The organism is Comamonas sp. E6, assembly GCF_001010305.1.
Lineage (GTDB): Bacteria > Pseudomonadota > Gammaproteobacteria > Burkholderiales > Burkholderiaceae_C > Comamonas > Comamonas thiooxydans.
This window is the reverse complement of the sequence record NZ_BBXH01000014.1, coordinates 43645-68689: the sequence shown is the minus strand read 5'-3', so window position 1 is coordinate 68689 and position 25045 is coordinate 43645. Positions and strand designations below refer to the sequence as shown.

Below are 25045 nucleotides of genomic sequence, written 5' to 3'. Positions count from 1 at the left end.
TCCCGCTGTAGCGGCGCTATCCTTGCTCCATGCGTTTACTGCTCGTTGAAGATGACACCATGATCGGCCAGGCCGTGCTGGCGCTGCTGCGCCGTGAAGGCTATGTGGTGGACTGGGTTCAGGATGGCGCCCAGGCCGATACAGCCTTGCATGGCCACCAGTACGATCTGGTGCTGCTCGACTTGGGCTTGCCCAAGCTTGATGGCTTGCAGGTGCTGCGCCAGTTGCGTGCGCGCAAGGATGCCACGCCGGTGCTGGTGGCGACCGCTAGGGATGCCGTGCATGACCGCATTGCGGGGCTGGACGCCGGGGCCGATGACTATGTCATCAAACCCTATGACATGGATGAGCTGCTGGCCCGCATTCGCGCGCTAACGCGGCGTGCGGCAGGGCATCTGGATGCGGTGTACGAACATGGCGGCGTCATGCTGAACCCCAATACTCGCGAGGCCAGCGTGAATGGCCAGCCGGTCACTCTGTCTGGTCGTGAATGGGCAGTGCTGCGGGCGTTGCTGGCAAGGCCGGGGGCCACGCTGTCACGTCAGCAAATCGAAGACAAACTCTATGGCTGGGGCGATGAGGTCAGCAGCAATGCGGTGGAGGTCTATATCCACGGGTTGCGTAAAAAGCTCGGCGCTGCCGCAGTGCTCAATGTGCGCGGTCTTGGCTATATGGTGCCCAGGCCATGAGCGAAAACCAAGCATTGCAGCGGTTGAAGCTGCCCGGCTCGCTGGGCGGGCGTCTGTTGCTTTTCATTGGCATGGCGATTTTGCTGGTGGCCGTGCTGCAAGGGGTGTTTGCCTATCGCAATGCACTGGCGCAGACCGATACCCTGTTCGACTACCAGATGCAGCAGACGGCGTTTGCACTGCGGGCGGGTCTGCCGGTCGATGCCAAAGGCAGACCGCAGGGAACGCCTCCCGAAGATGAAAACAACGAGTTCATCGTCCAGGTCTGGACCAATGAGGGACTGAGAATTTTCGAGTCGGCTCTGGGGGATGCCTTGCCCCAGATGGCAGTGCTGGGCTTTGCCGATGTGCCTGCGCGTGGCACGACCTATCGTGTGTTTTCACTGCAGACACGCTCTCAGGTGATTCAGATTGCACAGGACATGCGCGTGCGTCAGATCCTCGCGCGTGAAGCCGCCTGGCGCAGCTTGTTGCCTGTGGTGCTGCTGTTGCCGCTGCTGGCGCTGGCCGTGTGGTGGGTGATTCGCCTTTCACTGACTCCCGTGCAGCGGGTGCGCAGGGAGTTGGCCTTGCGTCAGCCTCAGGATCTGGCACCCGTGGCGGAGCATGATCTGCCGGATGAGATGCGCCCGCTGGTAGAGGAGCTCAACAGCCTGCTGCAGCGCGTACGGCAGGCTTTTGAGGCACAGCAGAATTTCGTGGCAGATGCTGCGCATGAGCTGCGCTCGCCGCTGGCCGCGTTGCAGCTGCAATTGCAGCTGCTGCGCAAAGCAACGGACAGCTCCGAGCGCGAGTCGGCGCAGGCCCGTCTGGCGCAAGGAATCGAGCGCGCCAGGCGCCTGGTGGAGCAGTTGCTTGCATTGGCCAGGCAGGAAGCCAGGCCGCAGACTGAAGATGCACCGCTGGCTGACTTGCGCGTGCTGGTCGAGCAGGCTCTGGCTGATGCCGCGCCGGCTGCCCAGGCCAAGGGGTTGGACATGGGTCTTAGTGAAGACCCGCAGCAGCAGTCCGCATTCAGCGTGGCCGCAGACGCCGAGGCACTGGCGGTGCTGCTGCGCAATCTGCTGGACAACGCCATCAAATACGTGCCCGCCGGGGGGCGGGTTGATGTGGGCTGGTTGCAGGACGAGCACGGACATGCACTGGTGGTGGAAGATTCGGGTCCAGGCATTGCACCGGCCGAGCGCCAACGCGTCCTGCAGCGCTTTGTTCGCGGTCAGGGGGCTGGTGGCATGGCTGGCGGCAGTGGCCTGGGGCTGGCCATTGCGCAAAGCATTGCGCAAAGCAGCGGCGCCCAGCTGTGGCTTGACGAGTCGCCGCAACTGGGCGGTCTGCGTGTCAGGGTCCTGTGGCCTCAGTCCTAGTCTGACAATCGATTGCTTGAAAATACAGGCGTTGGGATCTGGCTTTCATTGCATGATTGAACGATAGTCTCAGCCGAATGAAAGTGATGATGCCTAGGCTTTAGGCTTTGCTTGAGCTGCCGCACTCGTCGTGCGACCGTACCCCCAAATTGCACCATGCCATCAATTATTCAACGCCTTTCCCAGACCGTCTTCGCATCTCAGAATCTGCCCAGCTTCACGCGACCTCTTCTGGAAATCATGGTGGAAGTGACTGATCTGGAGTCGGCCTATCTCACCACCGTGGATGAGGCACGCGGTATTCAGAATGTCCTGTACTCCCTCAATACGGGAGGAATGAAGATCCCCGAAGGGCTGGAGGTGCCCTGGCACGACACCTTGTGCAAGCGGTCGCTCGACGAAGGGCGTACCTTTACTGACAATGTTGGCGAGTGCTGGGGCGACTCGGATGCAGCGCGTCAGCTGGGTATCCAGACTTATGTGAGCACGCCCGTGCGTTTTTCCAATGGTGCGCTGTTCGGCACTTTGTGTGCAGCCAGCGACCATTCAGTCGCGCTGGCAGCGGAGGCCGAGGATCTGCTGCGCCTGTTTGCCAAGATCATTGCAGGCTTTGCCGAGCGCGAGCAACTGGTGAGATCGCTGCAGCATGCCAACGAGGAGCTGGCCTCGTTGGCCATGCTCGATTCCCTGACTGGATTGCCCAATCGCCGCTGCGTGACCGAGGAACTCAACCGACTCATTGCTCATTGCCGCCGCACCCGTGAATGGGTGCTGGTGGGCTTTGTGGATCTTGACCGCTTCAAGCAGATCAATGACCAGTTCGGTCATGAGGCAGGGGATGCATTGCTGCGTGCCATGGCCGAACAACTGCGATCAGGACTGCGCAGCAGTGACATGCTGGCTCGTTTCGGTGGCGATGAATTCGTCATGGTCGGTGCCGGGCCTTTGCTGGATGAAGACGCTGAGGCCGTGATCAGGGAGATGCAGCTGCGATTGAGCAAAGCCTCTGTTGCCCGTTTGCAATTGGCCGACGGGCGTGAGATCGAGTACGCAGGAGCCAGCGTGGGAATGGTCTGCTTGATGCCCGATGACACCGATGTGGATGATGCTTTGCAGAAAGCCGATGCCGCAATGTACAAGGTGAAAGCCGCAAGGCAGAGACTGCCTGAGGTGATCTGACCTGAAAAGACTCCGCAGGGAGTCTTTTTCATTGCGGCGAGATAGTTGCTCGACTCTTGCAAAAGAGGGCTGAGTGCAGGCTTGAAGTCTCGGTAATAATCGTTGGCGGAGGTATCGTTTGTGAAAAATTCGCTCGCAGAAGGTCTGGACTTCGAGGATATGTTCAACCTGGCACCGGTATCGCTCTGGATGGAGGATTACAGCGGCCTGAAACAGATTTTCGATCAATGGCGGGCGCAGGGGGTGAGCGATCTGCTCAGCTTTCTCAAAGAGGATCCGGAACGGCTCAGGCTTTGCAGTCAGTCCTACAAGGTGCTGCGGGTCAATCAGTACACGCTGGACCTGTTCAAGGCCGAAGATGAGGAAACCCTGAAGAGCCGGCTTAGCGAGGTCTTTCGCGGCGACATGCTCGACAGCATCATGAATGAACTGGTCGCTCTCTGGGAGGGGGTGCTCAGTTTCGAGACCCGTTCGGTCAACTATGCCCTGGATGGACGGCGGCTCGATGTGCAGGTGAGGGCGCGTGTACTGCCGGGCTACGAGCAAAGCTGGAGCCGGGTGCTGGTCTCTCTGGAGGATGTGACGGCGGAGGTGCAGAGCACGGTGAAGCTGCAGCGCAGCGAGCAATACGCCAGAGACCTGTTCGAGTACTCCCCGGTGTCGCTGTGGGTTGAGGACTTCAGCGTGGTCAAGCGCCTGATGGACGATGTGCGAGCGCGCGGAATCACCGATTTCCGGACTTTTCTGAAAGTGCATCCGGAATTCGTGACCCGCTGCATGCAGGAAATCCAGGTGCTCGATGTCAATCGCCAGACGCTGCAAATGTTCGGTGCCGAGAGCAAGCAGCAACTGCTGCAGAATCTGTCCAAGGTTTTCAGGGGCGAAATGTACGATTCGTTTGCCGAGCAGCTGATAGACCTTTGGGAGGGGAAGCTGGTGCAGCAGCGGGAAGTGGTGAACTACGGGCTGGCTGGCGATGTGCTCCATATTCATATGGAGTTCGCCATCATGAGCAGCCACGCGGAGAAGTGGGGTTTGGTTCTGCTGTCACTCGTGGATATCACCGCTCGCAAGAAGGCTGAGGCTTATCTTGAATATCTGGGCAAGCATGATGTGTTGACCCAGTTGCGCAACCGCGCTTTCTATACCGAAGAGCTCAACAGGCTGTCCCGCAAAGGGCCCTGGCCCTTGTCCATGCTTGCCATAGATATGAATGGACTCAAGGTCGTCAACGACGAGCATGGGCATACTGCAGGCGATGCCATGCTCAGGCGTATGGGCGAAGTTTTCTCCAAGGCAGTGGATGCGCCGGCCTGCGCCGCCCGCATTGGTGGCGATGAGTTTGTCGTGCTATTGCCAGGAACCGATGAACGCGGTGCCGTGGCATTGCAGGAGCGCATCCTGTCCTTGCTGGAGTTGAACAATCAGTTCTATCCGGGTCACAGCATCCAGGTCTCCATGGGCCATGCCTGTGGCCTGGAAGGCACGCCGATAGAAAGCATTGTTCAAGGGGCGGACAAGGCCATGTATGCTGAAAAAGCACGCCTTTACCGGGACAAGGAACGCGACAGGCGTGTGAGTTCAGCCTGAGCTCAGATATGCGTCAATCAAGTTCCACTTCGCGTTGCGGTCTGACTCGCTGGCAGGAGCTTGTGGCAGGTTGGGACCTCCCAGCCTGTCGAGACAAAGGTGATCTGCCAAGTGTTGGAAGTGCCACCAGACACAAGAGTTCTTCATGACTGCTTGAGTCTTGCCATGAAATATCACGGGAGAAGTCTATGAAAGTCATCGGGCTTGCCATGTTCGCCGCAATCGCCGTCAGTGCCTGCAGTTCTGTGCCGTCTCAAGATGCAGACCGTGAAGTTGCATTCACCTGTGCAAACGGAGAATCCATTTCGGTGCGTTTCTCGCCTGCCAACAGCAAAGCAGTCTTGATACGCGGTGGTCAAGGCATAGAGCTTCCACAGCAGCCAAGCGGTTCCGGATTTGTTTACAGCAACGGGCCCAATACCATCCGAGGAAAAGGCCAGGACCTGACGGTCGAGGTCGGCCGCATGGTGCCGATCCAATGCAAGGCCCGGTAAGAGGCCCTCTGACTATCGCCGGAATTCCACCGCATCCATGCGCATGTACTCGGTTGCCGGCGCAGACCTTTGAGGCGCATTTGGCGTTCGCTGTCATCTGACAGTGGAGTTTTCTTGAGTGGTTGGCTTTTGCTGCAGGGCTGGGTTGCTTATGTTGCCAGCTGTTTTTGCAGCTCTTCGACAAAGCATTGCGTGCGTTCCGAAGGTGCCGAATGACTGGGCAGTGCCAGCACCACCTCTACTGAGCACTCGGGCAGGAACGGTTTGATGCAGAGGCTTGACGCAAATGTTGCCGCCACGTAGGGGTTCACTACGCCCAAGCCTGTACCTTGCGCGGCAAGGCAGCAGATGGTGGAGGAGTAGGTGGTTTCGACAGTTGAGCTGGGGCGGACATCATGCTTGAGCATGGTTCGCTGCAGCTGCAGGTAGATGTTGTCGTCGGAATTCAAGGTCAGCAGCAGCTGGTTTTCCAGGTCCTGGACATGCAGGCTGCTGTGCGATGCCAGAGGATGGCCTGGATGCATGACGCAGACGGCCTGGGTCTGATGCAGAACGCTTGCGTTGAGTTCAGGGGAGCCAATGGCCATGGTACTGACGACCAGGTCAAACTGGCCGTGCAGCAGTCCTTCCCGAAGATGTGTAGTACCTAGCGTCTGCAGGCTGATGTGTGTACCCGGGTAGTGCAGCAGAAAATTGTGCAGGGCCGCGGGAACGATGGACAGTCCCAGTGCCGGGGTGCAGCCTATGCGCAGAGTGCCTGCACCGAACTGCCGCAGCCCCTGAAGGTCGCGCTCAATGCGCTCCAGACCTACGAAATGTTGCTGCACCGTCGAAAAGAGCTCCCGTGCCTCTGCAGTCGGGCGCAGCCGCCCTTTATGCATATCAAACAGCTTCAGGTCCGCGCCGGTCTGCATCTGAGCCAGCAGACGGCTGATGGACGGCTGCGTGGTGTGCAGCAGCTGCGCAGCGGCGGTCGTGGTGCCGGTTTGCATCACGGCACGAAATGCTTCAATTTCTTTAAAACTCAAAGGGCGTGGCATGGCGCAATCGGTTTGATGCTGAGGATGAAGGGTATACCAACCACGTATAGATGAGTTTGAAAAATGAATTTTTCCGAGTAGGTTAGGCTTTCTACACTGACTTCCATACGAATAAGTGCATGCGTTTTCAGGAGTTGAGGGCGCATCAATCAATCCAAGGAGTCATTAGATGGTTTGCATTAGCGCTCGTCGCTCTCTGTGTCTGGGAGTGCTGGCTGCCGCAACGTTGGCGAGCGTCGGCTCGGCCTGGGCTGAAGGCAGCTCCGCATATCCCAATCCTGCTCGTCAAATTCGCATCATCGTGCCGTTCACTGCGGGTGGCAGCTCGGACGTGCAGGCCCGTATGCTTGCCGACAGGCTCGGCCGTATGTGGAATCAAGCCGTGGTGGTTGAGAACAAGCCAGGTGCAGGCGGCCATCTGGGTGGGAAATACGTGTCCGATCAGCCGGCGGACGGCTACACGCTGATGGTGGGATCCATCGGATTGCATGCTGCTTACGGGGTTTACAAGAAACTGCCTTACGACCCTGCCAAGGAGTTGCGCGTTGTCACCGTGCTGGCGGAGATGCCTCATGTCGTGGTTGCAACCCCCAACCTGCCGGTCAAGAATCTGCAGGAGCTGACCGAGCTGGCCAAGAAGGATCCAGGCAGCATCAATTTTGGCTCTGCTGGCGTGGGCTCGTCGGTTCACATGATGGGAGAGCTGTACAAGCTCCAGTCCGGCGCTCCCATTGTTCATGTTCCCTATCGTGGAAGCTCGGCAGCGCTCAATGATTTGCTCGGTGGCCAGATCCAGTTGATGTTCGAGAACCCTCCGACAGTGCTGGCTCATGTCAAGGGCGGCAAGCTCAAGGCGCTGGCGGTGACCGGCAATGAGCGCCTGGCGGCGCTGCCGGATGTGCAGACGACCGGTGAGGCAGGAATGAAGGACTATGTAGCCACATCATGGACCACGGTTGCCGTGTCCTCCAAGGTGCCTCAGGCCCTCGTGCACAAGCTCAGTGAAGACATCCGCAAGGTGGTCAATACACCCGAGTTCCGCAAGGGGCTGCAGGATCAAGGGATGAGTGCCGTGGCCAATATCCGGCACGATCACGCTCGCTAATCTGCGCTTGTTCTACGTTAACGCCGCCCACGGGCTTTCCAACAGCTTCATTGGCTCGGTGGCTACTCCCGAAGAGTTCAAGACCGGCGCGGGATGGGTAGAGGTTGAGTGGGATATGGCGAATCTCGCCGTAGGCGGCACCGACTGGACAGATGGAACTACCACCACAATCGAACTGGAGATTACGAATGCTGGGGTTGCCAGTGTCGTGCAGGTGGACTGGGTTGCAATCGGAAAGCGCGGCGCTCCGGCTTCGAGTGAGGCAGTTAACGCCGCAGTGACCACAGAGGCTACGGCCCGCGCGAACGCCGATACGGCTCTGGCATCCCGCGCGACAGCGCTGGAAAGCCGCATGCCCTCGGGCACCGGCCAACTGGCGACGGCTGCAGCGCTGACGGCGGTAGACACCAAGGTCACAAACATTGACGGCCGCGTGACCAGCGAGTCCACGCGCCTTGACCAGGTGCAGGCGGCTGTGGGGTCTGCTGCAGCGGTTCTCCAGGCGCTGAACCCCTTGGGTGGAGAGTCTGAATGGAGTGCCGTCAGCGGGCCTGCATCGGCCACCTTTGTGACGGCAGCTGAGTCTGACGCCCGTGGTGGAGCGGTTCTCACTGTGGGTAATGCCACGACCAATGGCGAGCGCTGGCTGCGCCATGTGGCCACGATCCCCATGGATGAAAACAAGCTATACAAGCTGTCTGCGCGCTTCCGGCGCACGGCAGGCGATGGCGGTATCTACCTGGGCATTGCGGGTCTGAACGCGGCAAAGACGCTTTATGTGAATACCAGCAATGTCGAGACTTCCGCTATCAGCTCGCAGCACTACGCGACCAACAACGCGAAGCCAGCATTGGGCACCTGGCAGGTCGTTGAGTACTACTTCAAGGGCCGCGCTGCGGGGGCTGCGACTGGATCGGGTACCAAGGCCTCGCCTCGCGTCTTTGCAAACAAGGTTGCGCATCTGGCGCTGATGATCGTTGGCAACTACCAGGGGCAGGTCGGATTCTTCGATCTGGACTACATCACCCTGGAGGATGTGACGGCTGACGAGCAAGCGCTGGCAGCCATTGCCACCGAGGCCTCGACCCGCGCCACGACCGATGGCTACCTGGGCGCGCAATATTCCGTGCGCATGCAACTGTCGCAGGGCGGTCAGCAGGTGGTGGGCGGCTTCGGCATCTCGGGCACGACCAGCGGCACGGCTGGGCCACAGATCGATTTTGGGGTGATGGCCAATTCTTTCTGGATCGCTGCCCCCAGCGGATCGCCGGGCGGGGTGAGCAACGTCAAGCCGTTCTCGGTGCAAACCACTTCGCAGACCGTCAACGGCCAGGTCATCCCGGCTGGCGTCTATATGGATGCGGTCTACATCAACAACGTGACGGCGCTCTGGGCCCGCTTTGGCAACCTGGTGGCGGACACGATCCAAGCCACCAGCATCAGCGTGACCAAGCTCACGGGCGGCAATCTGTCTGTGGGAGCTTGGATCAACTCCTCGAACTACGTGTCGGGTTCGACGGGCTGGAGCATCAACTCCAACGGTCAAGCCGAGTTCTCGGGTGTGACCGTGCGCGGGACCATCTACTCGAGCGCTGGAACCATTGGCGGCATCACCATCAATGGCAACGGCTTGAATGTTGGCGGCTTCTGGGGCTACGTGTGGCCACCGGCGGGGCAGAGTGGCTTACACATCGGGCCTAACGGCATCTTGCTGGGCAACGCCAATAACGGCAGGTATGTCGAGATTCAGGCCAGCGGCAACATCTATGCGCCTGGGCTGCGCATCGAGAACGGTAATGCCACCTTCTCCGGCAACCTTTCCGGCGCATCAGGCAGCTTCAGCGGCATCTTGACTGCGCAGCGTGTCATTTCCATGGAGAACCTTGACTACAACATCGCGACGGTTGCAGTAGGGGTTACGGCAGGGGATCAAGTCTCGCCTATCAATGGAGAAATTCTCGGCGTGACGGCGCCAGCTGCTGACTGGAGTGCGACGTACATCGTCAGTTTTCACGCAGCCGTGGGGGCCGGCTCCAGAGGGGTTTTGCAAATACAGGTGGATGGTTTCACGCAATTCGAGTTTTCGTTGAGCGAAGGCGGCATGAAGTCTTTCGGCTTCACGTTCTCGGGTAACGGGTTAGCTCGTTATGTGCGCCTCTATGTGGCCGGCAACAACACGGCACCTGTGTCATCGGTCAGTGCCCGTTCCATTTCAGTAATCGTTTCCAAGAGGTAATTCACATGCGCTACGCAATGCACCGTTCTGGCGAAACCGCCATCTTTCAGATGCTGGAATGCCCTGCATCCATCGTCGCAGAGATCACGCCGCCTGGCGTGGTCTGTGTGCCTGTCGGCCTCGATGTCACAGACGCCACTCACCTGATTGTTGATGGCGTGCCCGTTCTGAAAACGGAGGTGGACGCACCAGCCAGCTGAACCATCCTCGCTCCCTCAAAACGCTTCTCTATTTATTCCGAAGGATAAACAACATGACTGAAAACATTATTGGCCTCCACGCTTCCCTGTTCGACGACGACTCGGGCGCGCCCATCACGCACTTTGTGATTGCCCAGTACACGATTCGCACGCTCAACTCGCCCGGCAGCCAAGCCGTGCTGCAGGGCTATGTGAGCCAGTCGGCGTTTCAGGCCGGCAAGCGCCCGCTGACCAGCCGTGTGATCGACGTGCCCCTGGTGCCGCCCGGTGGTGATGTGGTGCAGTGGTTGTATGAGCTGACGCCCACGGTCGAAGGGACCGACCTCTATGGCTCGGTGCCTGTGACTGCGAGCGTCTGATGGACTGGACGCCGCTGATTCACGCGCTGATCGCCATGCTGACCCAGGCCCTGGTCGGCCTGGTGCTGGGCAATTGGTGGCTGGGTGGCGCGCTGGCCTGCAGCTGGTGGCTGGCGCGCGAGCACACCCAGGCGGAATACCGCTACATCGCCGCATTCACCGGTGGCCATCGTGATGGCATGCCATGGTGGGGCGGCTTCTACTGGAAGGTCTGGGATTGGCCCAGCCTACTTGATGCGGCAGCGCCAGCAGTTGCCTGCCTCGTCTTCTACCTAACCGCCTCCAAGGCGGTTTTTTAATTTCTGAACGGGAGGGATTTATGGAGCCAACAACAAGCACTGGAGCTGCTGGCATGGCCGGCTGGAAATTGATCGGCGGGCTGGCGGGGCTGGGTGCCATTGGCGCAGGCCTGGCCGCCGTTGTCGTGATGTGCATCACCACGCCTCGCGACCCCAAGGAATGGGCCGTGGGGCTTATCAGCACGGTGATGGCCAGCGTTGCGGGAGGCTCTGCCGTTGTGCAGTACATGGGCATCCAGCATTGGGCAAACAGCCACTTTGGGTTGATTGCCTTGCTGGGGTTGTGCTTTACCTGCGGCCTGCCTGGCTGGGCAGTTGTGCGCTGGACCTTCAATGCAATCCGCAAGCGCGACGGGAAGGGGATTGATGAAATTGCACAGGAGGTGCGCGATGGACTTCGATAAAGCATTCGACCGGTTGATCGGTCATGAGGGCAAATTCACTGCAGATCCTCGAGACGATGGCAACTGGACTGGCGGCAAGCAGGGGCGTGGCGAGCTCAAGGGCACCAAGTTCGGCATCGCTGCCAATACCTATCCGCATGTGGACATCAAGAACCTCACAGTGGAGCAGGCCAAGGCTATCTACCGTGAGGACTTCTGGGACGTAATCGGCAAAGCACACCCTGCCATCAAGTTTCAGTTGTTCGATGCAGCGGTCAATCATGGGCGCGGAAACGCTATCCGCATCCTGCAGCGTGCAGTTCTGGTGGCCGACGATGGCGCATGGGGGCCGCGCTCTCAGGCGGCGCTGAACAGCATGCAGGATCTGCGCGGGCACAACGATGTGCTGCTGCGATTTTTGGGCTATCGATTCAAGTTCTGGGCCAGCTTGGCCAAGTTCGACACATTCGGGCGTGGCTGGACGAATCGTGGCGCTGAGAACCTGATTTTTGCAGCTGAGGACAACTGACGATGGACCCCAGACTTAAATCCATCTTGGCCAGCCTCACGCTGGCCTTTTCTTTTGGCGCCGGCTGGTTCGTCAACGGCTGGAGAGCTGACGTGAAGATCGCCAAGCTCGAGCTGGCCCAGGCCTCCGCAGAGCTTCAGAAAACGCAGCAGGCCGTGGTCGATATGGTCGGATTTCAGAAGGGATTCAATGATGCACTCGCAAACTTCCAGCGCACCCAGCAAAGCAACGCCCAGGCACAGCATGACTTGGGCCGCCTGCTGCTGGATCTGCGCAGCACTACTGCCGGGCTGCGCGGTGACTTCTCCGGACTGCCAACTCGGATCGCGCGCGCGAACCGAGCCGCCCTCACCGAGTACGCCTCAACCTGCACAGCCGTATTCGAGGCAATGGCAACAGGAGGTCAGCGACTGGCAGAAGCTGGTGGAGAGCTCGCGCGCAAAGCTGAAAGCCACGCAGCTGATGCTGGACTGATACAAGAGGCTTGGCCACCAAACCCCGACAACTAGAAGAACCTCCATAGTTTTCATTGAGCGCAGCCAAGGCTCGTTTGCATGCGACTTTTGCCTCTGTCGTGGCCGATCAACGGCAATAAGTTAAAGAGCTTGTTGTATGCCATTTCAGTTTGTGTTAGGATCCGCAACAAGTCGGGAGCGCTGCCTTTTTCGCGGTGCGTTGAGAGCTTTTTTCACCTGGCTTACCTCATATTTCTAAAAGGCGCCAGCTTTAGGCGTCTTTTTTTTTGCCTTGGAGCTGGCATGCATCTTTTGTATGTAGATGAGTCTGGATCTGTTGCAGATCAGAACCAACCATTCTTTATTCTTGTTGGCGTTTCTGTGTTTGAGCGCAGGACACACTGGATTGAGCAAAAGTTGAATGCTATTGCAAAAAGGTTTGACGCCGATCATCACCATGAACTTGAGCTTCATGGTTCTCCTATGCGGGCCGGGCGTGGCGTATGGCGATCCAAGCCGTTTGGCGATCGAATGAAGGCGATCGCTGATGCCCTCAAGGAGGGAATCAGCGACGAAAAAAACAATGGCGTCAACCTTTTCGCGGTAGTGCTAGAGAAATCTGCACTCCATGGGCAAGATCCTGTTGAGTATGCATTTGAGCTGTTGACGATGCGCTTCGACAACTTTCTGAAACGGTTGCATTTGAAGCACAACTCAAATCAACGCGGAATGATGTTGTTTGACAAATCGACCACAGAGATACGCTTGCAAACTCTAGCGAGAGAATTCAAGTACTCCGGTCATGCCTTCGGTCGCACACGAAATTTCGCTGAAGTTCCAGTTTTTCTGGATTCAAAGGCTTCGCGCTTGATTCAACTGGCAGACTTGGCGGCGTATGCCGTGCACCGTAAATATGCGCATGGAGATGATGTGCTATTTAAGTCGATTGCCCATTGTTTTGATCGCGAAGGGGGTGTGGTGCACGGGCTGTACGTGAAATTCTCTGAGGCCACTCCTGCTGTTGCTCCTGCTCCTGCTGTTGCTTCGGCGGTCTGATTTTCGTTTGCAAAGCGCAATATCCGTGCGTCCAGCGGTCGCGAGCAGAACTCTTGCAATCTTTGCGGAGTAACGTGGCGTGCGGCGCTTCTGCCGCATGCCTTCCTCCTGTCATTTGATTCGCCGGATACTCAACTCCAGTTCGTATCCCATGGCCGCCAGGGCTGCTGCCAAGGTGTCGATTTTCGTGGGGTGGTGCAGGTCAAAGACGCGCGTCATCTCCTGCGCCTTGCACCCCATAGTGCGCGCCACATCAGCCGGTCGGGCGCCCGTGGCCAAGCGAGCATTCAACAAGGCAACCTTGGCGGCAACGCTCGGCGGCAATTCGACGATGTGTTCACCCTTGAGAGCTTTGCTGGGTGCGGGCACTTCTCGACCGGCCTCGAAATAGAACTCCATGGCCGAGACCAGTGCGTCCCGCGCCATAGCTTCTGCCTCTGCCAGGTCATCGCCCTGGGTGATCGCTTCAGGAATATCCCGAAACGTGACGGTGTAGCCCCCTTCGTCGGCGGGATCGAAGCGGGCAGGGTACTTTTGCATGTTGTGTCCCATCTAGTGGTCGTGAAGCTCAGGAATTCAGGCTAGGCCCCTTCGGGCCTGCCTCCTTAGTTGATTCCTAGTTGCTTCAGGATTGCGCGTCTTGTGCCTTCCTTCAGCTCTTTACTTGGGTGTCTTGGCAGGGTGCTTACTTTGCCGTTGTGGTACAGCCTCCAGTGATTCGTACCGTTCTCGACTCTGACCCCCTGCGCTTCAAGCCACCGCTTGAATTCGCTGATTTTCACGACCACCTTTCTTTTGTTGCGATGGCGCAAGTATAAACAAAAATGCTTAGATGATGCAAGCATTTTTGTTTATTTATTTTTCCCGGGTAGGCCGCACTCTTGGCGTGATTCGGAGCCACGCATGCTCAGGCTCGAGCGGGTAGCCTGCCGGGCGGTGGTGCAGGAGGTTGGGCTGGCTCAGAAATGAAAAAGCCCCGGCACTTGATGATGCCGAGGCCTTTTGGTTGTCGCAGTTGCCTTGCTGGGATCTGTGTCCCCGCAATGTCCCCGAGTCACTTGAGAAGCTCGCAAGACGTTGATTTTTTTAATAAAAAATGGTCCCCCCGACAGGAATCGAACCTGTATCTGTCGCTTAGGAGGCGACCGTTCTATCCATTGAACTACGGGGAGGGACGCTGGATTCTACCCGTGTTGCCAGCCTGCGGATTCCAACCGACTTATTTATGTCAGCTCTGTACTGTTGACTTCGACAGAGACGTGGGTGAGTTCTTCATGTACCGACAGCAACTGGCGAATGTAGTCGGGTGTGACCGTGGCTGCGCCCTCGACTGCGATGATGCAGGCATAGTGGTTCTTGCCCACGCGCCAGACATGCAGGTCGGTGATGTTGACGGGTTGCGGACCTTGTGCAATGGCTTCACGTACTTCTTCCACGACGGGAGCATCCATTTCGGCATCAAGCAGCACGCGGCTGCTATCGCGCAGCAAGCCTAAGGCCCACATTGCCACCATCACGGAGCCGACCAGGCCCATGACCGAATCCAGCCAGGCAAAGCCCAGGAGCATGCCGCCCAGCAACGCTGCGATGGCCATGACTGATGTGGCTGCGTCTGCAATTACGTGCAGATAGGCGGAGCGCAGGTTCAGGTCGCCATGTGCATGGTCGTGTCTATGGTGATGGTCGTGGTGGTGCTCATGGCCGTGGTGATGGTGGTGCCCGTCCTTGAGCAGCCAGGCGCAGGCCAGGTTGACCAGCAGGCCAAAAGTTGCCACGCCTATGGCTTGCTGATAGTGAATGGCGGCAGGCGAGAGCAGGCGTTGTACGGATTCAAAGGCCATCAGGCCGGCAACCAGCAGCAGGCAGATGGCGCTGGTGTAGCCCGCCAGGATTTCTATCTTCCAGGTACCGAAGCTGAAACGTCTGTCATTGGCCAGCTTGCGCGCAGCAGCATAGGCGCTGACGGACAGGCCCAGCGCCAGCGCGTGTGAACTCATATGCCAGCCGTCTGCCAGCAGGGCCATGGAATTGAAGTAATAGCCGGCGGTGATTTCCAGCACCATCATGGCCAGCGTCAGCAGCATGGCCAGCTTGGCGTTTTTTTCACCCAGCGGATTGCCTTGGTCAAAGTTGTGGGAGTGTTGTCGGGTCAGAGGGGAGGCGGTGTATGAGGTCATGATTGGCGTGTTTTCATATACTCTACCCCAGTATATTTTCCATGCCGGCAGGAGGACTACAATTCCTGCATATGTCGCATACCGTTTCGAATCAAAAACCGTTGCTCGCGCGCATTCGCCGCATCAAGGGGCAGACGCAGGCACTGGAGCGGGCTCTGGAAGAGGGGCAGGAATGTGCCGTGGTGCTGCAGCAACTGGCGGCTGTGCGCGGGGCCGTCAACGGCTTGATGCTGGAGCTGCTCGAAGGCCATGTGCGCGAGCATCTGGGCGCCGAGGCCGCGACGGCCGAGCAGCGTGAACAGGACCTGGAACTGGTCGTGAAGGTGCTGCGTTCCTACGTCAAATAAGGCGTGGCAGCAGGCCGCTGAGGGCCTGTATAGATGGATCAGGACTGCAGTTGCTCGGCCAGAGCATTGACGAATGGCTGCACGCCAGGATGCCTGCGTAGCCATTCCCTGCCCAGAAATTCTTCAATCGACTGCTGCAGCAGCCCCTGGTCGAACCGACTGGCCGACGCGGCCACAAGCAAGTCATGAGCGCGGTTCATGACTTGCTCGCTGTCTGCGGCCGCAGGCCCACCCAGTTCCTGCATCCATTCCTGCTGGATGCGGAGTATGAGCTTGCCCGCTGCTTGCTCAAGCGCAGTGCGGTTGCGTGGCATGGCAGGATTAATGGCTTCTGTCGCATGCCAGCAAGGGGATGAAGGCAGTTTTCATGCTTAGTCCTTGCGAACGGTATAGACGATGTCCATGGCGCTGGTCATGCCGGTCTGGGCGCGCAAGGTGACGCTGCGCGACAGGTCGTAGAAGATGTAGATGATGCCCATGGCTCCCGACAGGCTCTGCTCGTAGGTCAGATAGAGCTTGTCCGAGATGCGCTTGCCCATGGTCAGCGCAGCGCCCGCTGCATCCGTGCCGTCCCCGCCGCCCTTGAAGCCGACTTCATCGAGCCCCAGGCTGCCAGCAATCTTGCCGCTGGAGCTGTTGCCACCAGCCAGCAAGGCCATGGCGGCCTGCTGAAGCAGGGCGCTGCTGGCCCCGCCGGAGGCGGGATCGCGGCCCATGACTACCCAGGAGAGCTTTTCCGCGTCGGGCAGGGCCGGATCAGAGTACAGCAGCACGCGTGGCGCACTGGCCGTGCCCAGCACCTGCACACCGGCCTTGACGGCAATATTCGGGCGCAGCGCCAGTATGTCCAGCGAGGGGTTGTTGTAGGGGCCATTGAAGCGGATCAGCCCGGTTTCCACATTCAGCGACTGTCCCCAGGCGCGGTAGCGGCCTTGCTCGGTACGGATTTCTCCGGTCACGCTGGGCGGGCCGCCGATGTAGCTGGCTCCTCGCACTTCAAGCTGGCCCAGCAGTCGCGTGGTGATGCCAAAGCCTTGCAGCGCAAAGTCACGGCCCATGTCGAGCTTGACGAGAATGTCGGGCACCTTGCGCGGCGTGGCGCGGGCCTGATCCTTGCGGGCCTGTTGCTCGGCGCGCTGGCGCTCTTCCTCTTCGGCCTTGCGCGATGCCGCCGAGCGCACCACCACATCCTTGTCCAGCGACGGTGCGGACTCCTCGGGCAGGATGATGGAGGCTCTGTCGACCGTCAGGTCGCCGCGCAGCGTGAACTGGCCTTGCTCCAGCCTGGCTTGCAGATCGCCGGAGACGCTGACCTGACGGTCGGCGCGCACAAGCACCTGCAGCTTGCTGGCCTTGGCCTGCAGATTCATGCTCAGGCCTGATTCGCTCCCTGTACCCGGCGGTGTGAACTGGGCATATCCCGTGCCGGTGAGCTGGCCGCCGTCTTCGGGTGCACGGGTCAGATTGCCGCTATATCCCAGAATGCGCGCTTGACTACCCTTTCCGCCCTTGAGGCGCAGTTCGGTGATGTCCAGCCTGGTGCCTTGCAGCTTGGCGCGCAGAATGCCGTCACGCAGGTCCATGCCATCGAGCAGAGACACGATATTGAGCCCATCGGCCTTGATATCGCCCTGCCACTTGGGGTCCTGCAAGGTGCCGCTAATGCTGGCGTCCGCCGCCAGCGTGCCCTGAATGCGCCAGCCCGGTGGCGCAAAAAGGGCCCACAGTCCCATATCTGGCATATTGGCGTGCAACTGACCGGACAGAGGCGCCGTGGCGGGCAGCGTCCAGCCGTCTTGCTGATAGCTGAGCTGGGTGCGCAGGTCGGCGCTGAGGTTGCCTGCACGCTCGCTCTCCCAGAGTAGCTTGGCGTTGACCTGACTACCCTGTGCCTGTACGTTGAGGCGTACGTCCTTGATGCGCGAGCGCATGCCTGCGCCGCCGATCTGGCGCGTACGTGTCCCGCCGGCGCGTTTGGCGGTGGGGCCGGTAGTCTGGATGACGGTAGTGCTGGAGCCATCGTCCACTGCCAGACGCAGATCGCCTGCGGCGCGCTCGACCGTGAGATCGGCCTTGAGATCCTTGCCCAATGTGTCCAGGTTCCAGCGCGCGTTGAAGCTCAGGTCGCCGGAAATGCCGGCTGCTTCCAGCGGTGGCTCGTCATCGCCCAGGCTGAATGCATCGACCCATGCCAGCGGAACTCCAAGGGCCTGACCTGCGCTGCGCAGCCCCCATTGGCCGCTGCCGGTACGGGTGACGGAGCCCTCATCCCATGCCAGCTGGACAGGCGCCAGTGGCTCGCTGCTGGTACGTCTGATGCCCAACTTCGGGGGCGTGATCTGCAGCTTGCCGGCGCTGAACTGATAGACGGTGCTCAGCACCGTGCTGCCGCTGGTTCGCTGCCTGATCTGCACGGGCGCAGCGGCTTGCAACTGCACCACCCAGGGGCCGGGCTTGTTCTTGTCGGGTGTGAGCTGGGCCTGCAGCTTTTCCAGACTGGCCTGCCAGTCCAGCGGTGCCATGGCCTTGCCGCCTGTCAGGCCGGCCTGCAAAGCGGTGTCGATCTGTATGCTCTTGCCAGCTTGCTGGGCTTGTACGGTCAGACCGATCCTGGCATTTTCGGGGCTGCCGTCAATGTTCAGTGCAAGCGCAGGCAAGACGGCACCCTGATCGACTGCGGTGCCGGCAGGCAGATAACGAATCTTCTCGGCGCGCAGCTTGGCCTGAATCTGCAAGCCGCTTGCGGGAATGGCCGCATCATGGGGGGCGCTCAAGCGCTTGAGCAGATTTTCCCAACCGCCCTTTAGAGCCAGTTGCAAATCTGCGCTGCCATCGAGTTGAGCACCGCCCAGCGGATCCTTGACGCTCGGCAGCTTGCGCAACCATTGCGTGAGCGTGCCCATGGAGCTGAGCTGCAGCTGGCTCTGGACAGTGCCGCTGGCAGGACTCATCTGCCCGTCAAAGTTCAGCTGCGCACCGGGCGCCGTAGCCTTGAGTCGAGCCTTGGCCTGCTGGGTTTCGGTATTGAACTCCACGGACCGGGCATCGACACTGGCCTGCAGGGCTTCCATCTGCAGCTTTTCCAGCTGCAGCAGCGGGGCCTGCCACTGGCCGCTGGCAGCCAGGGTCTGAATGCGCAGCGCCGGGCTGTCGCGCTTGCCGCTTGCCGCCTGCAGATTGGCGTCAAACACTATCTTGTTGGCTGCTGGATCGCTGCTGTCGACATCGGCCTGCACGGCCTTGGCACTGATCCGGCCCTGCAAGGGCGAGGCTTCCAGCGTGCTGTAGAGATCGGCCGGGTTGAGCTGTTCCACCGTGGCCAGGCCTTCGAACAACCGGGTACTCGGAGTGAACTGACCGCCGAGTGCGATATGGCCCTTGCCGATCTGGATACGGGAGTCATCCACCTGCCATTGCTGGCCATCGAAATCGATTCGGGCTGTTAGCTCGGCCACGGGCAGGCGCTGCTTGTCCCAGGGGCCGGGCAGTGCGTTGCTGAAACTGGTGTTCAGGTTCCAGGGCTGAGCCTCCAGGTTCGTAGCTGGAGCTACCGTTTCGTCGGGGCCAGCCTGCAATTGGCCGGTCAACAGGGTGCGTGGCCCTTGAGGCCAGAAGGCCGAGACATCGAGATTGCGGAGTCTGGCCTTGGCTGCCAGCAGCGGCTGGCTGCGCCAGGGCATGATGCTGGCCTCCACATCCGCCTGCATGGGGGCGGTATCTGCTGCTGGCCCGGACGCCGAGACTGAGGGCTGCGGGTTGCCTTTGAGTTTGGGGTCGAGAGCTGTTTTTGCTTGAGTGTCTGCGCCTGAGCCGGAGGTCTCTGCGCTGGCATTGGCCTTGATCTCCAGCCTGGCCGCTTCGGTGGCCAGCGTGCCTTCGGCGGTCACCCTGGCTTGCACGGCTATGGTGTTGGCAGCATCATCGCTGTTGTCCAGCGGGTTGGGCACTTGCACATCGCCTGTTGCCTCGGCCTGCAAGGACATGGGGGCGGCGCCCTGCAATTTCAGCTGTGCTTGGTAGGCGCCCTGGGCAAAGCGCAGACTGCTGACTTTGAGTTCGTGATGTGTGCCCGTGTATTCATAGCGACCGCGAAGGTCCTGCACCACGGCTTCAGGCGAGCCTTGCCAGATGATCTGATCGACCTTGAAGGGCAGCTCTATCTTCACTGGAAGGGTCAGCGACTGCAGCGGTTCGCTGGCGGGTTTTTCGGGGTCCGGGGTGCTGGCAATGCGCAACTCGGCAATGTGAACCTCACCCAGCTTGAGTGTGCGCGACAGCAGCAAAGGCCTGAACTGCCAGCCGATCTGAGCTTCCCTGACCTCGACCTTCATGGTCGGGCTTTGCCATTGCAGCCAGCCAATGTGGCCACCGTTCTTGACACTGCCCGTGACCTCTTTGGCGACCAGGGACTGGTCTGCGGGCAGCCAGCTGGCCACGCGCTGCAGCGTCTGGTTGAGGGAGTCATCCTTGCCAATCCACCATAGCAGGCTGCAAAGCGCCAGCACCAGGGCGAGCAGGGTCGCTGCAATAGTCCAGCCCAGTGCGCGTAGCCAGCGGCGGCGCTTGGGGAGTAAGGTCTTGGCGATAGGGTGTGTGTCTTGTTCTGCCATGCTTAAAACGTGAAGCCCAGACGCAGGTGCAGGCGCAACTGCTGCTCCTGTGCGCCCCAGGCGAGATCTGCTTGAATTGGACCAACCGGGCTTTTCCAGCGAATGCCGGTGCCAAAACCGACGCGGGTGTAGAGGCGGTTGATGTCGTCGCCAACGGTGCCGGCATCGATGAAGACGGCGTGCTCGAAGTCCTGGGTGTTGCCCTTGATGGTGATGGGCCGCTGCCATTCCACGCTGCCCATGGCCAGATAGCGGCCGGCAATCACGCGGCCGTTGTCGGTGCGTGCGCCAATCGACTGATAGCCATAGCCGCGCACCGTGTTGTCGCCACCCGTCAGAAACATGATGGTGGTGGGCAGATCCACATCTTTCTTGGCCATGACGGCACCGATTCCTGCCTTGAGCTGCAGGCGGCTGTGGCGCCTGGTTTCCTCATCGCGCTCACCCAGCGGGATCAGGCTGAGCCAGCGGCCCGTGAGGCGCCCGAACGGCGAGCGCTGCGGCGTCAGCGTGGTGCCGGCACCGGCTTCCAGGGCCAGACCGAAGCCCGAGGTAGGCAGCAGGTTGTTGTCGAAATAGCGGGCCGTCCAGCCATAGTTGGCCAGCAGCGAGGAGGCGCCGGGCGGAGCACCTGCTCCCTGGGTCTTGGCGTAGTCGTACTGCAGGTACAAATTGCGCTCTATGCGGTCTTCTGCCTTGGAGCGACCAAAGCGCATCTGCGCACTATTGGTGTTGAAGTCGCCTGCTGGCGCACGCTCGAGCTTGCCGCTGGCAAACCAGCGCCAGAGGTCTTCACCGGGCAGGCCGACCAACTGAGTGGAGATCAGCGGGTTCTTACTGTCCAGCTGCAGCTTGCTGACGGCGCGCCAGTTCAGACCGGGAACCTTGTTGTAAGTGTGATCGATGGACAGACGAGGTCCGGTGTCCGTGCTCAGACCCGCACCGAACACCCATTTCTGCAGCTTGGCCTCGCGCACCTTGGCAATCACGGGCGAGGTGATGGCAGCACCCTGATTCTTGCGCTGCTCGTCGCGCTCAGCTTCGGTAGCGGCCTGTTGCGGCGAATCGGCCAGCGAAAGAAATACCGAGTCGTAATAGCCGCTGCTGACCAGGCGCTGCTGCGCATCGAGCATGCTTTGCAAGTCATATTCCTGACCTTCCGGAAGGCGCGCAATACGGGCCGTGCGCACCGGGTCGTAGCGCTCGGCACCATCAATCTGCAGAGGACCGAATGTATAGGCCGGGCCGGGGTCGTAACTCACGCTGACCTGGGCCTTGTTGGTGTCGGCATCCACATCGGCCAGACTGGTATCTATGCGGGCCAGCGGATAACGGCGCTTTTGCAGTTCCTTGAGACCACCGCTCTTGGCGCTGCTCCAGGCCGATTGCGAGAATTGCTCGCCGCTCTGCAGCGGCCAGGTTTCCTCGATCTGCAGGCGCTGAGAAGTCCCCAGCTCGTCGCTGGCATTGACGCCGGTAAACCGCACCTCGGATTTTTCAATGATGGTGGGCGGGCCCGGATCGACCTTGACCACTACTTTGCGCGGTGCTTCTTCCTCGGGGGTATCGGTCAGCTCCACGGTCACCGTGGGGCTGAAATAGCCCAAGGTGCCTATCAGCTCGCGTACGTTGGCATCGGTCGCGCCCAGCAGGCGCGTCAGCTCGCGGCGCTGCAGATCGGGCTGGTGGCGAAAACGCTTGAGTTCAAGATGCTGCTCCAGCAGCGCACGGACTTGTTTTGGGGCATCGACTTCCAGCGTGAAGGCGGGGGGACCACTGGTGTCGATGCCCATGGCTTCGGCTTCTTTGTCTTTGGGGGAAAGCAGGCTGCAGCCGCTGAGGAGCAAGGCGGCTCCCAAAAGCAAAGCCGGCCTCAAGGCCGGCTTTTTCAAGGGCAAGGTCTGGGGCATGCCCCTATTTTGACAGCATGCGCATGGCGTCTTCCAAGCCTTTGAGCGACAAAGGGTACATGCGGTCTCCCATCAACTGCTGGATGATGCTGATGCTCTGGCGGTACTGCCATACGCCCTGTGGCTCCGGATTGATCCAGGCAAAGTGCGGGAAGGCGTTCGTCAGGCGCTGCAGCCACTCGGCACCGGGTTCCTCGTTCATGTACTCGACCGAGCCGCCGGGCTGCAGGATTTCATAGGGGCTCATGGTCGCGTCGCCGACAAAGATCAGCTTGTAGTCCTTGTTGTACTTGCGAATGATGTCCCAGGTCGGGAATTTCTCGGCAAAGCGGCGGCGGTTGTTCTTCCACATGAAGTCGTAGACACAGTTGTGGAAGTAATAGAACTCCAGATGCTTGAGCTCGCTCTTCACGGCCGAGAACAGCTCCTCCACGCGCTGGATATGCTCGTCCATGGTACCGCCCACGTCCATGAGCAGCAGCACTTTCACATTGTTATGCCGCTCGGGAATCATCTTGATGTCGAGATAACCCGCATTGGCTGCCGTGGAGCGGATGGTGTCCGGCAGATCCAGTTCCAGTTCGCTGCCCTGGCGCGCAAACTTGCGCAGGCGGCGCAGCGCGACCTTGATGTTGCGCGTGCCTAGTTCCTGGGTGTCGTCATAGTCGCGGTAGGCTCGCTGCTCCCAGACCTTGACGGCGCTCTTGTTGCGGCCCGGCCCGCCAATGCGTATGCCCGCCGGGTTGTAGCCGCCGTGGCCGAAGGGGCTGGTGCCGCCCGTCCCGATCCATTTGTTGCCGCCCTCGTGGCGCTCCTTTTGCTCCTCCAGGCGCTTCTTGAGCGTCTCCATCAGCTCGTCCCAGCCCATGGCTTCGATCTTGGCCTTGTCCTCGGGGCTGAGCTCGCGCTCCAGAAGCTTTTGCAACCAGTCCTGCGGAACTTCCTTGGTCAAGTCGGCCAGCATTTCAACCCCCTTGAAATAGGCGGAAAAAGCGCGGTCGTACTTGTCGTAGTGCTTCTCGTCCTTGACCAGAATGGTTCGGCCCAGGTGATAGAAATCATCCAGGCTCCAGCGATCCTCGCTCTTGGGGCCGATGATGCCCGCGTCCAGTGCCTCCAGCAGGGCCAGAAACTCCTTGACCGACACAGGCAGTTTGGCGGCACGCAGGGTGTAGAAGAAGTCGATCAGCATGAAAAATGTCTCCAGCGCTTATGCAGCGGGTGCATGCTGCTCCAGAAGATAGAGCAGTTGTGCACGGGCTTCAGGCCATTCGCCACTGCGCATGCTGTACATCACGGTATCGCGAATCGTGCCGTCGCGGCGCAGCGCATGGCCGCGAATCACGCCATCTTTCCTGGCGCCCAGGCGCTCAATGGCGCGCTGGCTGGCGAAGTTGAAGTTGTCCGTGCGCCAGCCCACCACATGGCAGCCCAGCGTACCGAAGGCATGGGCCAGCAGCAGCAGCTTGGCCGAAGTGTTGACATGGGTGCGCTGCACGCTTTTGGCATACCAGGTGTAGCCAATCTCCACACGGCGAATGGCTGGCACGATGTCGTGATAACTGGTCGTGCCCAGCACCTTGCCGCTGGCATCGTCGAGCACGGCGAACGCAAAGCGGTGGCCCTGGTCGCGGCCCAGCAGCGCGGTTTCGATATAGCTGCGCACCTCGCCAGGTTCGGGCACGGAAGTCACTCGAATCTTCCACAGCTCTCCATCGGCAGCGGCCGCTGCCAGTCCAGGCTCATGGCTCAGATCCAGCGGCTCCAGTCGCACGCCGCGGTCGCGCAAGGTCACAGGTTCTACAAAAGTCATGGCTTGCTCACTCAAAGTGGATTGCGCTTGCTGCGCCAGAGTCGGGCCAGCTTGAGCCCCAGGCCTCCGCCCAGCCCCACCATGGCAATGGCGGCAATGCTGCCCGCACCATAGCCCTGGGCAAACAGGTCAAGGCCCAGCACATGGGACAGGCCCCAGCCCAGCAGGGCTCCGCCCACAAAGCCGATGGCGTCGGAGCCGCCTTCCAGCAGCAGTTGTTGTGCGGTGCTCATGGGCTGTGTCTCCTCGGTTCTTAAGGAAGGTTAGCGGTTGCGCTGGTTCATGAAGACCAGCTTTTCAAACAGGCTCATATCCTGCTCGTTCTTGAGCAGCGCGCCAACCAGGGGCGGTACGCTGACCTTGCCCTCCTCGGATTGCAGAGCCGATGCAGGAATTTCCTCGGCGACCAGCAGCTTGAGCCAGTCGATCAGCTCGCTGGTCGAAGGCTTTTTCTTGAGGCCGGGCAGATTGCGCACATCGTAGAAGACCTTCATGGCGGCATTCAGCAACTCACCCTGCAGCTTTGGGAAATGCACGTTCACGATCTGGCGCATGGTGTCGGCATCCGGGAACTTGATGTAGTGGAAAAAGCAGCGGCGCAAAAATGCGTCAGGAAGCTCTTTTTCGTTGTTCGAGGTGATGAACACCAGCGGGCGGTGCTTGGCGCGGATCATCTCGTGCGTTTCGTAGCAATAGAACTCCATGCGATCGATTTCGCGCAGCAAGTCGTTGGGGAACTCGATGTCGGCCTTGTCGATCTCGTCGATCAGCAGGGCCACGGGGCGTTCCGCCGTGAAAGCCTGCCAGAGCACGCCCTTGACGATGTAGTTGTGAATGTCCTTGACGCGTTCATCTCCCAACTGCGAATCGCGCAGGCGGCTCACGGCGTCGTACTCATACAGGCCTTGCTGTGCCTTGGTGGTGGACTTGATATGCCACTGCAACAGCGGCATGTCCAGCGCCTGGGCCACTTCCTCGGCCAGCATGGTCTTGCCCGTGCCGGGCTCGCCCTTGATGAGCAGAGGGCGCTGCAGGGTAGCGGCAGCGTTGACGGCCAGCATCAGATCTTGCGTGGCTACGTATTTGTCGGAACCTTGAAACTTCATGGGCGGTATCAGCGTAAGTATTGATAAGCGTGCGAAATTCTCACTGCCATAATCGTTTGCACTGCAGCAAGGCATTTGAGCACCCGTCTGAACTCTTGAAGGAT

General features: G+C 59.9%; 25 protein-coding genes, 1 tRNA gene and 1 pseudogene. 15 read left to right on the top strand and 12 right to left on the bottom strand.

Going from position 1 to position 25045, the window contains the following annotated elements; translation table 11 throughout:
* Window positions 1-29 precede the first annotated feature (29 nt).
* From CSE6_RS13305 to CSE6_RS13285, 5 genes are all read left to right on the top strand, one after another.
* Window positions 30-689 (top strand): response regulator transcription factor, encoded by a 660-nt coding sequence (locus CSE6_RS13305; RefSeq protein ID WP_059440720.1) that lies wholly within the window; start codon window positions 30-32, stop codon window positions 687-689.
* Complete coding sequence (locus tag CSE6_RS13300; protein ID WP_003071194.1) at window positions 686-2053, top strand: ATP-binding protein; 1368 nt, start codon at window positions 686-688, stop codon at window positions 2051-2053. Before CSE6_RS13305 ends, CSE6_RS13300 begins: the two co-directional genes overlap by 4 nt.
* A gap of 156 nt (window positions 2054-2209) precedes the next feature.
* Window positions 2210-3232 (top strand): sensor domain-containing diguanylate cyclase, encoded by a 1023-nt coding sequence (locus CSE6_RS13295; RefSeq protein WP_059440719.1) that lies wholly within the window; start codon window positions 2210-2212, stop codon window positions 3230-3232.
* 120 nt (window positions 3233-3352) lie between these two features.
* Window positions 3353-4822: a GGDEF domain-containing protein gene (locus CSE6_RS13290; protein ID WP_059440754.1), complete on the top strand. Its 1470-nt coding sequence runs from the start codon at window positions 3353-3355 to the stop codon at window positions 4820-4822.
* Window positions 4823-5010: 188 nt separating this feature from the next.
* Entirely contained in the window at window positions 5011-5316 is a 306-nt protein-coding gene (locus CSE6_RS13285; RefSeq protein WP_034396439.1) for an MliC family protein, read from the top strand.
* A 149-nt stretch (window positions 5317-5465) separates the two neighbouring features.
* Here CSE6_RS13285 and CSE6_RS13280 read toward each other — a convergent pair whose 3' ends face one another.
* Complete coding sequence (locus CSE6_RS13280; protein WP_034396435.1) at window positions 5466-6356, bottom strand: LysR family transcriptional regulator; 891 nt, start codon at window positions 6354-6356, stop codon at window positions 5466-5468.
* A 169-nt stretch (window positions 6357-6525) separates the two neighbouring features.
* Between CSE6_RS13280 and CSE6_RS13275 the strand changes: the two are divergent.
* The 9 genes and pseudogenes from CSE6_RS13275 to CSE6_RS13235 all read left to right on the top strand — a co-directional run.
* A pseudogene (locus CSE6_RS13275) lies at window positions 6526-7437 on the top strand (Bug family tripartite tricarboxylate transporter substrate binding protein); the annotation flags it as partial.
* Window positions 7438-7468: 31 nt separating this feature from the next.
* Entirely contained in the window at window positions 7469-9697 is a 2229-nt protein-coding gene (locus tag CSE6_RS26695) for a DUF1983 domain-containing protein (RefSeq protein ID WP_152668580.1), read from the top strand.
* 5 nt (window positions 9698-9702) lie between these two features.
* Window positions 9703-9897 (top strand): hypothetical protein, encoded by a 195-nt coding sequence (locus CSE6_RS13265; RefSeq protein ID WP_059440717.1) that lies wholly within the window; start codon window positions 9703-9705, stop codon window positions 9895-9897.
* A 53-nt stretch (window positions 9898-9950) separates the two neighbouring features.
* Window positions 9951-10256 carry a hypothetical protein gene (locus CSE6_RS13260; RefSeq protein WP_059440716.1) on the top strand — a complete coding sequence of 102 codons (306 nt, stop codon included), beginning with the start codon at window positions 9951-9953 and terminating at the stop codon, window positions 10254-10256.
* On the top strand, window positions 10256-10555 hold the full coding sequence (locus tag CSE6_RS13255; protein ID WP_059440715.1) for a hypothetical protein: 300 nt from the start codon (window positions 10256-10258) through the stop codon (window positions 10553-10555). Before CSE6_RS13260 ends, CSE6_RS13255 begins: the two co-directional genes overlap by 1 nt.
* Before the next feature lie 53 nt (window positions 10556-10608).
* A complete protein-coding gene (locus tag CSE6_RS13250) occupies window positions 10609-10959 on the top strand; it encodes a hypothetical protein (RefSeq protein ID WP_003063433.1) in 351 nt (116 codons plus the stop codon).
* Window positions 10946-11467 carry a glycoside hydrolase family 108 protein gene (locus CSE6_RS13245; RefSeq protein WP_059440714.1) on the top strand — a complete coding sequence of 174 codons (522 nt, stop codon included), beginning with the start codon at window positions 10946-10948 and terminating at the stop codon, window positions 11465-11467. The genes CSE6_RS13250 and CSE6_RS13245 overlap by 14 nt, the downstream gene beginning before the upstream one ends.
* 26 nt (window positions 11468-11493) lie before the next feature.
* A complete protein-coding gene (locus tag CSE6_RS13240) occupies window positions 11494-11976 on the top strand; it encodes a hypothetical protein (protein ID WP_152668579.1) in 483 nt (160 codons plus the stop codon).
* Between the two features lie 249 nt (window positions 11977-12225).
* Complete coding sequence (locus CSE6_RS13235; RefSeq protein ID WP_083994734.1) at window positions 12226-12978, top strand: DUF3800 domain-containing protein; 753 nt, start codon at window positions 12226-12228, stop codon at window positions 12976-12978.
* A 111-nt stretch (window positions 12979-13089) separates the two neighbouring features.
* Here CSE6_RS13235 and CSE6_RS13230 read toward each other — a convergent pair whose 3' ends face one another.
* The 4 genes from CSE6_RS13230 to dmeF form a co-directional block, all read right to left on the bottom strand.
* The gene (locus CSE6_RS13230) at window positions 13090-13518 is read right to left on the bottom strand and encodes a type II toxin-antitoxin system HicB family antitoxin (protein WP_059440752.1); all 429 of its coding nucleotides are present in this window, start codon (window positions 13516-13518) and stop codon (window positions 13090-13092) included.
* A 65-nt stretch (window positions 13519-13583) separates the two neighbouring features.
* The gene (locus CSE6_RS13225; RefSeq protein WP_370545705.1) at window positions 13584-13823 is read right to left on the bottom strand and encodes a type II toxin-antitoxin system HicA family toxin; all 240 of its coding nucleotides are present in this window, start codon (window positions 13821-13823) and stop codon (window positions 13584-13586) included.
* Between the two features lie 252 nt (window positions 13824-14075).
* A tRNA-Arg gene (locus tag CSE6_RS13220) sits at window positions 14076-14150 on the bottom strand.
* Between the two features lie 51 nt (window positions 14151-14201).
* Complete coding sequence (gene dmeF, locus CSE6_RS13215) at window positions 14202-15155, bottom strand: CDF family Co(II)/Ni(II) efflux transporter DmeF (protein ID WP_034396432.1); 954 nt, start codon at window positions 15153-15155, stop codon at window positions 14202-14204.
* Between the two features lie 71 nt (window positions 15156-15226).
* On the opposite strand from dmeF, the gene CSE6_RS13210 reads away from it, so the two are divergent.
* Entirely contained in the window at window positions 15227-15502 is a 276-nt protein-coding gene (locus tag CSE6_RS13210; protein ID WP_003071225.1) for a metal/formaldehyde-sensitive transcriptional repressor, read from the top strand.
* A gap of 38 nt (window positions 15503-15540) precedes the next feature.
* Here the strand turns inward: CSE6_RS13210 and CSE6_RS13205 are convergent, their stop codons facing one another.
* The 7 genes from CSE6_RS13205 to CSE6_RS13175 form a co-directional block, all read right to left on the bottom strand.
* A complete protein-coding gene (locus CSE6_RS13205; protein WP_034396429.1) occupies window positions 15541-15816 on the bottom strand; it encodes a hypothetical protein in 276 nt (91 codons plus the stop codon).
* A 57-nt stretch (window positions 15817-15873) separates the two neighbouring features.
* On the bottom strand, window positions 15874-20112 hold the full coding sequence (locus CSE6_RS13200; protein WP_059440711.1) for a translocation/assembly module TamB domain-containing protein: 4239 nt from the start codon (window positions 20110-20112) through the stop codon (window positions 15874-15876).
* Window positions 20113-20114: 2 nt separating this feature from the next.
* Window positions 20115-21905: an autotransporter assembly complex family protein gene (locus tag CSE6_RS13195; protein ID WP_080746072.1), complete on the bottom strand. Its 1791-nt coding sequence runs from the start codon at window positions 21903-21905 to the stop codon at window positions 20115-20117.
* A 121-nt stretch (window positions 21906-22026) separates the two neighbouring features.
* The gene (locus CSE6_RS13190) at window positions 22027-23214 is read right to left on the bottom strand and encodes a VWA domain-containing protein (RefSeq protein ID WP_034396423.1); all 1188 of its coding nucleotides are present in this window, start codon (window positions 23212-23214) and stop codon (window positions 22027-22029) included.
* Window positions 23215-23232: 18 nt separating this feature from the next.
* Window positions 23233-23835, bottom strand: a complete 603-nt coding sequence (locus CSE6_RS13185) for a GNAT family N-acetyltransferase (RefSeq protein WP_034396420.1) — start codon at window positions 23833-23835, stop codon at window positions 23233-23235.
* A gap of 11 nt (window positions 23836-23846) precedes the next feature.
* Complete coding sequence (locus CSE6_RS13180) at window positions 23847-24068, bottom strand: hypothetical protein (RefSeq protein WP_003071240.1); 222 nt, start codon at window positions 24066-24068, stop codon at window positions 23847-23849.
* A 30-nt stretch (window positions 24069-24098) separates the two neighbouring features.
* Window positions 24099-24941 (bottom strand): MoxR family ATPase, encoded by an 843-nt coding sequence (locus CSE6_RS13175; RefSeq protein ID WP_003071243.1) that lies wholly within the window; start codon window positions 24939-24941, stop codon window positions 24099-24101.
* Window positions 24942-25045: the final 104 nt, after the last annotated feature.